The organism is Actinoplanes subtropicus, assembly GCF_000721705.1.
Classification (GTDB): Bacteria; Actinomycetota; Actinomycetes; order Mycobacteriales; family Micromonosporaceae; genus Actinoplanes; species Actinoplanes subtropicus.
In genome coordinates this window covers 229,902-239,119 of sequence record NZ_JOJL01000006.1, presented here as the reverse complement: position 1 = coordinate 239,119, position 9,218 = coordinate 229,902, and the positions used below count along the sequence as shown (strand labels likewise).

The 9,218-nt window shown below is 73.8% G+C and carries 8 protein-coding genes; 6 read left to right on the top strand and 2 right to left on the bottom strand.

Annotation, left to right across the window (positions count from 1 at the left end):
• The 5 genes from IH26_RS0110630 to IH26_RS53420 form a co-directional block, all read left to right on the top strand.
• A partial coding sequence (locus tag IH26_RS0110630; protein ID WP_030435974.1) for an AMP-binding enzyme occupies window positions 1–391 on the top strand: 391 nt, incomplete at its 5' end.
• On the top strand, window positions 388–1,239 hold the full coding sequence (locus IH26_RS0110625) for an amidohydrolase family protein (RefSeq protein WP_030435973.1): 852 nt from the start codon (window positions 388–390) through the stop codon (window positions 1,237–1,239). The genes IH26_RS0110630 and IH26_RS0110625, both read left to right, overlap by 4 nt.
• Window positions 1,236–1,775, top strand: a complete 540-nt coding sequence (locus IH26_RS0110620) for a gamma carbonic anhydrase family protein (RefSeq protein WP_211268624.1) — start codon at window positions 1,236–1,238, stop codon at window positions 1,773–1,775. Before IH26_RS0110625 ends, IH26_RS0110620 begins: the two co-directional genes overlap by 4 nt.
• A 42-nt stretch (window positions 1,776–1,817) precedes the next feature.
• Entirely contained in the window at window positions 1,818–2,669 is an 852-nt protein-coding gene (locus IH26_RS0110615) for an aldo/keto reductase (protein WP_030435971.1), read from the top strand.
• 94 nt (window positions 2,670–2,763) lie between these two features.
• The gene (locus IH26_RS53420; protein ID WP_245665097.1) at window positions 2,764–4,206 is read left to right on the top strand and encodes a GGDEF domain-containing protein; all 1,443 of its coding nucleotides are present in this window, start codon (window positions 2,764–2,766) and stop codon (window positions 4,204–4,206) included.
• 5 nt (window positions 4,207–4,211) lie between these two features.
• Here the strand turns inward: IH26_RS53420 and IH26_RS0110605 are convergent, their stop codons facing one another.
• Entirely contained in the window at window positions 4,212–6,656 is a 2,445-nt protein-coding gene (locus IH26_RS0110605) for an ABC transporter permease (protein WP_030435969.1), read from the bottom strand.
• A gap of 96 nt (window positions 6,657–6,752) precedes the next feature.
• Between IH26_RS0110605 and IH26_RS0110600 the strand changes: the two genes are divergently transcribed.
• Window positions 6,753–8,300, top strand: a complete 1,548-nt coding sequence (locus IH26_RS0110600; protein WP_030435968.1) for a phospholipase D-like domain-containing protein — start codon at window positions 6,753–6,755, stop codon at window positions 8,298–8,300.
• A gap of 6 nt (window positions 8,301–8,306) precedes the next feature.
• On the opposite strand, the gene IH26_RS0110595 is transcribed toward IH26_RS0110600, so the two are convergent.
• The gene (locus IH26_RS0110595; RefSeq protein WP_051807921.1) at window positions 8,307–9,215 is read right to left on the bottom strand and encodes a TIGR03619 family F420-dependent LLM class oxidoreductase; all 909 of its coding nucleotides are present in this window, start codon (window positions 9,213–9,215) and stop codon (window positions 8,307–8,309) included.
• Between the last annotated feature and the right edge of the window lie 3 nt (window positions 9,216–9,218).

Here is a 9,218-nt window from a genome sequence, read left to right as displayed (position 1 = left end):
GTGGCTCAGCACCGGCGACACCTATATCCGCACCCCGACCGGCCACTACACCTGCCTGGGCCGCAGCAACGACCTGCTCAAGGCGGGCGGCATCTGGGTGTCGCCGGCCGAGGTGGAGGCCCGGCTGCTGGAGCACCCGGCGGTGGCCGAGACGGCCGTGGTCGGCCTGCCGGACGAGGACGGCATCGACAAGCCGGTCGCCGCGGTGGTGCTGCGCTCTTTTGAAGGCTCGGCCGTGACCGAGGAGGACCTGATTCGCTGGTGCCGCGACGGCCTCGCGGCGTTCAAGCGGCCCCGGCACGTCATCTTCGTCGACGAGCTGCCGAAGACGGCGACCGGCAAGATGCAGCGCTACCGGGTCCGGGAGCTGGTCGCGAGGCTCGCCTCGTGATCGACGGAATGCCGCTGGTGGACGCGCACGTCCACGTGCCGCTGCTCGACACGGTCAAGCCGGCCTGGCGCGAATGGGCCCGCCGGTTCGGCTCCGCGGAGCAGCTCGACGACGTCTGGGCCGCCGACGGCACCCCGCGGCCGGCCCGCCTGGACGAGCTGTTCGCCGCCCAGGGCGTGGACCAGGCCGTGCTGTTCTGCGAGTACAGCCCCAAGGCGACCGGGATCCAGCGGTTCGAGGACCTGCTGCCGATCGTCGAGCACAACCCGGCGCGGTTCCGGCCGATGGCCAACGTCAACCCGCACCTGCACTTCCCGATCGCCGACGAGCTGCGCCGCCAGCTCGACCTCGGCGCGGCCGGGCTGAAGCTGCACCCGGTGCACGGCGGCTTCCGCTGCGACGACGCCGCGCTCTACCCCGCCTATCACCTGCTCGAGGAGCGCGGGGCGCCGCTGGTCGTGCACTGCGGGACGAGCACCTTCCCGGGCTCGGCCAACGAGAACGCCGACCCGCAGTACCTGCTGCCGGTGATCCGCACGTTCCCGGGCCTGAACGTGATCCTCGCGCACGGCGGCCGCGGCTGGTGGTACGACGCGGCCGCCTTCCTGGCGCTCACCTACGACACGGTGTGGATCGAGCTGTCCGGGCTGCCGCCCAAGCGGCTGCCCGAGTACTACGCTCGGTTCGACCTCGGCCGGCTGGCCCGCCGCTGGATCTACGGCACCGACTGGCCGGGGGTGCCGGGCATCGACACCAACGCCCGGGCCGTGGCCGGTCTCGTGCCGGCCGGCATCGCCCCGCTCGTGCTCGGCGGCAACGCCCGCCGCCTCTACCTCGGACTGGAGTGACCTCCGTGCCGCTGTACGCCTTCGAGGGCCACGAGCCCAAGATCGACCCGTCGGCCTACGTCCACCCGGACGCCGTCGTCATCGGCGCGGTGACCGTCGGACCGCAGGCGTCGATCTGGCCGGGCGCGGTCCTGCGCGGCGACTTCGGCCGGATCGAGATCGGTGCCCGCACCTCGATCCAGGACGGCACGGTCCTGCACACCACCGAGGAGTGGCCGACGGTGGTCGGCGCCGACTGCGTGGTCGGGCACCGGGTGCACCTGGAGGGCTGCGTCGTCGAGGACCGCTGCCTGATCGGCTCCGGCGCGGTCGTCCTCAACCGGGCCGTCGTCCGCGGCGGCGCGGTGGTGGGGGCGGCCGCGCTGGTGCCGGAGGACGCGGAGATCCCGGCCGAGCACCTCGCGCTGGGCGTGCCCGCCCGCGCGCGGGCCGCCGACCCGGCCCGGCTCAAGGCCATGGTCGATTACGCCGTCGCCGAGTACGTGGCGGCGGCCGATCGCTACCGGCGCGGGCTGCGCCGGCTCGACCCGGCGTAGGTTCGTGGTGAGTGCACACAGCGAAGCAGAGGAGCCGGAACGTTGAGCACACCACAAGCGGCCGCCGCGGGCACCATCGACGTCGGGGGCGACCTGACCGTCAACCGTCTCGGGTTCGGCGCGATGCGGATCACCGGGGAGTACATCCTGGGCGAGCCCAAGGACCGGGAGGAGGCCAAGCGGGTCCTGCGCCGGGCGGTCGAGCTCGGGGTCAACTTCATCGACACCGCCGACTCGTACGGGCCGGATGTCAGCGAGATCCTGATCGCCGAGGCGCTGCACCCGTACCCGGAGGACCTGGTCATCGCCACCAAGGGCGGCCTGCTGCGGCACGGCCGGGGCCCGTGGCCGCCGGACGGCCGGCCCGAGCACCTGCGCGCCGCCCTCGACGGCAGCCTGCGCAAGCTCAAGCTCGAGCAGATCCCGCTCTACCAGTTCCACCGGCCCGACCCGAAGGTGCCGCTGGCGGATTCGATCGGCGCGCTGGCCGAGGCCAAGGCGCAGGGCAAGATCCGGCACATCGGCGTCTCCAACTTCAGCGAGGAGCAGCTGCGGGCCGCCCAGCGGATCACCCCGATCGTGTCGATCCAGAACCGCTACAACGTCGACGACCGCCACTCCGAGTCGCTGGTCGACCTGTGCGAGCAGGAACGGATCGTGTTCCTGCCGTGGGCGCCGATCTCCAACCTCGATGGGAACCCGGCGGTGCAGCAGGCCGCCGAGAAGCGCGGCGTCACGGCGTACCAAATCGTCCTGGCCTGGCTTCTGGCCCGCTCGCCGTCGATCCTGCCGATCCCGGGCACCGGCTCGGTCAGCCACCTGGAGGAGAACGTCGCCGCCGCCGAGCTGGAGCTGACCCCGGCGGAGGTTGCCGCGATCAGCGGCCTGGTCTGACGAAAGTGGGGTGTTGATCCCCGGACGGTTGCAAGGTGGTTGCCGTCGGGGAGAACGCCTCAGACGGCCGGGGCCGCGTCCGATGCATCGGGCCATGACGACGAGGTCCATGCGGCTTTACCTGGCTTCGGCGGTGCTGTGCTGCGTTGTCTACTTCTTCGTCCCGGCCGACACCTGGGCGCAGACCGGGCTGGCGGTCGGTATCGGGTATCTCGCCGTCGCGGCCATCGCCGTCGGCGTGCGGCGGCGACGGCCGGTCGGTCAGGGCGCCTGGTGGTGGTTCGCCGCCGGGCTGTTCTGCAACGCCACCGGTCAGGTCGTCGAGGTCATCTACACGCGCGTGCTGCACGACGACTCGTGGCCCTCGCCCGCCGTCTACGTCTACTTCGCGCTGTACCCCTGCCTGATCGCGGGCGCCGTGCACCTGTCCTGGATCCGCACCTCCTGGCGGAACTGGACCGCGATGGTCGACGCGACCACGATCGCCACCGGCTTCGGCCTGCTGACCTGGGTGTTCATCATCGGGCCGGCGGTCGGCGCGCCGCATGTCGACCTCGGCACCCAGCTGTGGGGCGTGCTGTTCCCGGCCGGCGACATCCTGCTGATCGCCATGATGGTGCGGCTGCTGCTCGGCGGCGGCACCCGGAACGCCTCGTTCCGGCTGCTGACCGCCTCGCTGCTGGTCTTCCTGGCCGGGGACGTCGCCTGGGCGGTGATCAACCAGATCGCCTGGGATCCGCCCACGGCGGTGCAGCGGATCCTGTCCACCAACTACTTCGTCGCGTACCTGCTGATGGGCGCCGCCGCGCTGCACCCGTCGGTGCGGGAGATCGGCGAGCGGGCCACCACGCCGGAACGGGGCCTTAGCCGCCGGCTGCTCGTCGTGCTGACCGCGGCGTCGCTGATCGCGCCGGGCCTGCTCGCGATGGAGCTGCTGCGCGGCCGGGTCGTCGACGGGCTCGCCATCGTGATCAGTTCGATCGCCCTGTTCCTGCTGGTGATCACCCGGATGGCGCAGCTGTTGCGCGAGATCGACACGCAGGCGCAGCAGCTGCGGCTGCTGGCCCGGGTGGACGAGCTGACCGGCCTGCCGAACCGGCGGTCGTGGGCGAGCGAGCTGCCCCAGGCCATCGAGCGGGCCCGCCGGGATCGCACCCCGCTCGTCGTGGCCATGCTGGACCTGGACTACTTCAAGAAGTTCAACGACGAGTTCGGGCACCCCGCCGGCGACCGGCTGCTCAAGGGCGCCGCCGCGGCGTGGACGGCCGAGCTGCGCGCGGTCGACCAGCTCGCCCGGTACGGCGGCGAGGAGTTCATCGTGCTGCTCCCCGGCGCGGCCGGCGCCGAGGCCGTCGAGATCCTGGCCCGGCTGCGGGCGGCGACCCCGGCCGGCCAGTCGTTCTCGGCGGGCGCGGCGGTGTGGAACGGCGCCGAGACCTCCGACGAGCTGGTCGCCCGCGCCGACCAGGCGCTGTACGAGGCGAAGGCGGCCGGCCGCCGGCAGACCGTCGTCGCCGCCGTGCACGAAGTGGTGTGAGCCGGTCACTCGCGGACGCGGAGGTCGTCGATCGAGGCGGCGCGCAGCATCCGGCGCACCGGCCAGATCGTGGTCAGCAGGGCCAGCGCGGCCGTCCCGCCCAGCACGGTCAGCCAGCCCAGCGGCGGCACGTACGGGATCGGGCTGCCGGTCAGCGCCCACACCATCGAGCCCAGCGTGACGGCCGCGATCGCCGCGCCGAGCAGCACCGCCACGCCGAGCAGCACGGCCTGCTCGGCGTGGACCATCCGCCGGACCTGCCGGCGGGTGACCCCGGCCAGCCGCAGCAGCGCCAGCTCGCGGCGGCGGGCAAGCGCGGTTAGCACCATCGTGGTGGCCGCCGCCAGCGCCGCGTAGCCGACCATCACCCCGATCAGCATCCGGTTGAGCCAGGCCCCGACCGCCAGGTCGCCTTCGAGACCGCGGGCGCGGGTCGCCGCGTCGAGCACCGCACTGCCGGGCTGCCGGCCACTCCACGCGGCCAGCGCGGTGGCGCCACCCGGCCCGGTGCGCACGAGTACTTCGTCGTCGCCGTCGCGGGGCAGGTGCCCGGCCACGGCCGGCTTGGCCAGCGTCACGTCGCCGAAGCCGAGCCCGCGCCGGTAGATCGCGACCACCCGCAGCGACGCCGGCGTGCCGTCGCCGAGCCAGAGCGACATCGTGTCGCCGACGTGCCGGCCCGCGGCCGAGGCCCGCGTCGCGGAGAGCGCCACCGTGCCCGCGCGCAGGTCGGTCAGGCTCCCCGCGAGCACCCCGAGATCCATCGTGGCGCCGAGGCCGGCCGGGTCCACCGCCTGGGCGCCGACCGTCTCGACGCCGTCGATCGAGCGCACGACCACCGACGTACGCCGTACCCCGGTCGCCGCGCGCACCCCGGCCAGCTCCCGGATCTGCCCGGCCGCGTCCCCACCGGCGCCCACCACGACCCGGTCGGCGAGCACGCCCTCCCGGCTCTGGGCGGCGGTCTGGCGCTCCAGGTTGTCCTGCAGGAACCACACCGAGCCGCCGAAGCCCACCGCCAGCACGAGCGCGGTCAGCACGGTGGCCATGCCCCGCGCGTTCGCCCGCAGGTTGTGCCCGGCGAGGTAGCCGCTGGCCGGCCACAGCTTGGTGAGCGCCGGCGCGAGCAGCCGGGCGGCGAACCCGTTGATCCAGGGCGCGAGCAGCGCCACCGCCGTCACGAACAGGTACAGCATGCCGGCCGCGCCGGCCAGCGCCGTGTCGGCCCCGCCCAGCCCGGCCAGCCCGGCCCCGCCGGCGGCGACCGCCATGGCCAGGGTGACCAGCCCGGAGACCAGCCGCACCCGGCCGGGGCGCGGTGGCTCGACGGCGGCCTCGCCGAGCGCCTCGACCGGCTTGATCCGGCTCACCCGGCGCCCGGCGATCAGCGCGGCCAGCACCGCCACCAGCACGGCGACGCCCACCGCGGCCGGCGCGGCCAGCCACCCGGCGGCGGCCGGATAGCCGGCCGGGAGGAAGCCGCGGTCGATCAGCTCGCCGTGCGCCCACCGGGCCGCGACCAGCCCGGCCGGCACGCCGGGGACGGCGGCCACCAGGGCGAGCAGCGCGGTCTCGGCCACCAGCAGCCGGCGCACCTGACCGGCGGTGGCGGCGACCGCCCGCAGCAGGGCCAGCTCCCGCCGGCGGTGCCGGACGGACAGCCCGACCGTGCCGGCCACCACGAAGACCATCAGCAGGAGCACGTACCCGCCGAACGCCGACCCGGCCTGGATCAGCAGGTCGCGGGCGGCGAGCCCGGCCGACTGCTCGGCCTCGCCGCGGGCCGCCCCGGCGTACGCGTCGGCGCCCGCGACGGCCCGCACCGCCGCCGGATCGGAGGTCTTGACGCCGATCGCGTTGAACCGGCCGGGATGCGCGGAGAGCCGGGCGGCCTGCGCGTCGGTGAAGAACACCTGCGCCGCGCCGGTGTCCGCGGTGGCGGTCACCCGATAGGTCCGCGAGACGCCCGCGACCCGCAGCGCGAGGCGATCGCCGGCGGCGACGCCCAGCCGCCGATCGGCCACCACCTCGTCGTCGGCGCGCGGCGCGTCGACCGCGGGGCGGCCGGTTAACGCGAACACCCCGAAGCCGTGCCCGACCGCGGCGGGCGCGTCGATGACGACCCGGTCGTCGCCGGCCACGGCGCTGACCCCGGGCAGCCGCCGGATCCGCTCGGCCAGCGCAGCGTCGACCGTGCCGGCCGGCAGCGCGGCGCTCGCGGTCTCGGTGTCCCCGGTGAAGTCCTTGCCGCTCCAGGTGACCTCGCGGTGGGCGACGACCACGTCGGCGGCGCGGTAGAGCACGGGCGCCGGGCGGAAGCGCAGGCCCGACTCGACCAGCGTGCCGACCGCGGTCAGGATCAGCACGCCGGCGGCGAGGGCGATCAGGGTGGCCACGGCCGGCCCGGCGCGGTGACGCAGCAGTTTGACGGCGAGGCGAAGATCGAACATGCCTGCAGACGCTAGGCGGGGCGCCGGCCGGCGGCGATCCGGCCAGCCACCGGTTTCGGGTATGGCCAGCCCTACCTCCGACGGTAGGGTCCGAGCATGGCCTCGCTCGACGACCTGGACGATCTGGTGGCGCGGTATCTCTCGCCCGCGGTCGCGGCGCACTGCGAGAACTCGTCGGTCGAGTTCGTGATCGACGGGCGGCTCTGGATGCGCCGGATGGGCGAGTTGCTGACGTCGCTGCGGCCCGGCGACGCGGCGTACATCTGCGGTTTGCAGTTGGATCCGGAGATGGACCTGACCGGGCGGACCTCGGGGGAGCCCGGCTACGAGCCGCTCGGCGCGCTGCTGACCAGGCTGGCCTGCGACGGGGTGGACGTCCGGGTGATCCTGGCCGGAGCGGTGGTGAGCAGCAGCATCGCCCGGCCCACGATCGGGCCGTTCCACCAGAACGTGGCCTCGGCGCACCGGCTGCGGCGCTGGCGCCGGGATTGCGACAAGCGCAGTGTGGCGGCGCCGCTGCACAACCGGGTGGCGCTGGACTGGTCCGGCTCGGGCATCGGCTCCAACCACCAGAAGATCACCCTGATCCGGCGCGGCACCGAGATCACCGCGGCGATCGGCGGGATCGACTACGCGGCGAACCGGGTCGACGAGACGCCGCACCGCCGGCAGACCGTGAAGGGCGGCCGCTGGGGCTGGCACGACGCCGGCGCGATCATCAAGGGCCCGGCGGCCGCGGACGTCTGGCGGGTGCTGCGGATGCGCTGGACCGGCGTGATCAACCTGCCCCGCAAGCGCTATGTCTGGCCGACCGTCAAGGGCCTGCCGCTGCTCAACCCGGGCGACATGCCCGGCGAGATCCCCGCGCCCCCACCGCAGGCTGCGCAGCCGGTGACCGGCGCGGCCTGCCAGGTCCTGCGGTCGGTCGGGCCCTGGTACATCGACTCGCTGCTGCCCTGGGAGCGGCGGCACTACAGCGACGTGGCGCCGGAGGGCGTCCAGGAGGTCTATCTGACCCTGGTGCAGGCGATCAACGCGGCCCGCCGCTACGTCTACATCGAGGACCAGTACTTCCACGAGTACCCGGGCGGCGACCACCGCTTCGAGCTGTACCCGCACGTGCGCGCGGCCGCCGCCCGCGGGGTGAAGGTGATCCTGGTCGGGTCCGGCTCGCGCGACCCGGCCGAGTCCTCCCCGCTGATCAACGGCACGATCAACGCCGACCTGCAACGGAAGGTCATCGACCCGCTGCCGCAGCACCTGCGCCGCAACGTCGGCCTCTGGCGGGTCGAGCACCTCACCGTGCACACCAAGATCGTGATCGTGGACGACCAGTTCGCCGCGGTCGGCTCGGCGAACTTCTTCAGCCGCTCGATGGCCGGCGTGGACACCGAACTGACCGCGGCACTGGTCACCCTGGGCGACGAGGTGCGGGAGCTGCGCGTACGGCTGTGGGCCGAGCACCTGCGCACCCCGATCTCGGACGAGTTGCGCAAGCACCTGGACGACCTGGACCTGGCGATCGGCATCTTCCGGCCGGAGTGGCTGCCGCCGTCGGCGCCCGCCGGGTCGTGGCGGACGCCGGGCCTGCCGGAGGGTTTCGACCCGCTCGAATCGGTGCTGACCCTGGTCGGGCCCCCGTGACCTCGATCAACCGACCCGGCTGCGCAGGTCGGCCATGAGGCGCAGGTGGTTGTCGATGCCGTCCGGGGCGACGTTGGAGAAGAGCACGTGGTCGACGCCGGCCTCGCCGAGAGCCGTGAGGTCGGTGGCGATCTCGGCGGGGGAGCCGCCCAGGAACGGCCGGCCCTCGCCCAGCGCGTCCGCGACGATCGGCACGTTGGCCCGGACCGTCACGGTGAGCGAGTCGGCGTGCCGGCCCTGTTCGGCGGCGGCCGTCCGGAACGTGCGCACCGCGCCGGCCACCTGCTCGTACGAGAAGGCATTGGGGTTGATCCCGTCGGCGATGCGCGCGGCCCGCCGGATGCCGGCATCACCGTTGGTGCCGATGATGATCGGGAGGTGCGCCTGGACCGGCTTCGGGTTCAGCTCCGAGGCCTCGATCTGGTAGAACCGGCCCTGGTACGCGACCGGATCCGGCCCCCAGCAGGCCCGCATCGCCGCCACATGCTCGTCGAAGCCGGCGCCGCGGCGCTTGAGCGGCACGTTCACGGTGGCGAACTCCTGCGGCATCCAGCCCTGCCCGATCCCGGCGATCACCCGGCCGCCGCTGAGCCGGTCGAGCGTCGCGTACCGCCGGGCGAGCACCACGGGAGCGTGGAACAGCGCGTCGACGATGCTGGTGCCCAGCTTGATCCGCTCGGTCAGCGCGGCCACGAAGGAGAGCGTCTCGATCGGCTCGTACGTCTCCCGGTAGTCGGCGGGGATGCGTTCGAGCTCGCCGTCCGGGCCGGGGAAGATCTTGGCGAGCGGGCGCAGGAGGCGCTCGTACGTCCAGAGGGCGGCGTAGTCGAGGCGCTCGGCTTCCTGAGCGACCCGCTTGATGTTGGCTACGGACGCGAGCGCCCCCGATGTCGGCAGTGCGATCCCTAGTTCCATACC

Excerpts from the sequence above, each read along its gene's own strand:
- IH26_RS0110605 (WP_030435969.1), bottom strand. The coding sequence starts at position 6,656 with ATGTTCGATCTTCGCCTCGCCGTCAAACTGCTGCGTCACCGCGCCGGG.
- IH26_RS0110595 (WP_051807921.1), bottom strand. The coding sequence starts at position 9,215 with ATGGAACTAGGGATCGCACTGCCGACATCGGGGGCGCTCGCGTCCGTA.
- IH26_RS53420 (WP_245665097.1), top strand. The coding sequence starts at position 2,764 with ATGACGACGAGGTCCATGCGGCTTTACCTGGCTTCGGCGGTGCTGTGC.
- IH26_RS0110600 (WP_030435968.1), top strand. The coding sequence starts at position 6,753 with ATGGCCTCGCTCGACGACCTGGACGATCTGGTGGCGCGGTATCTCTCG.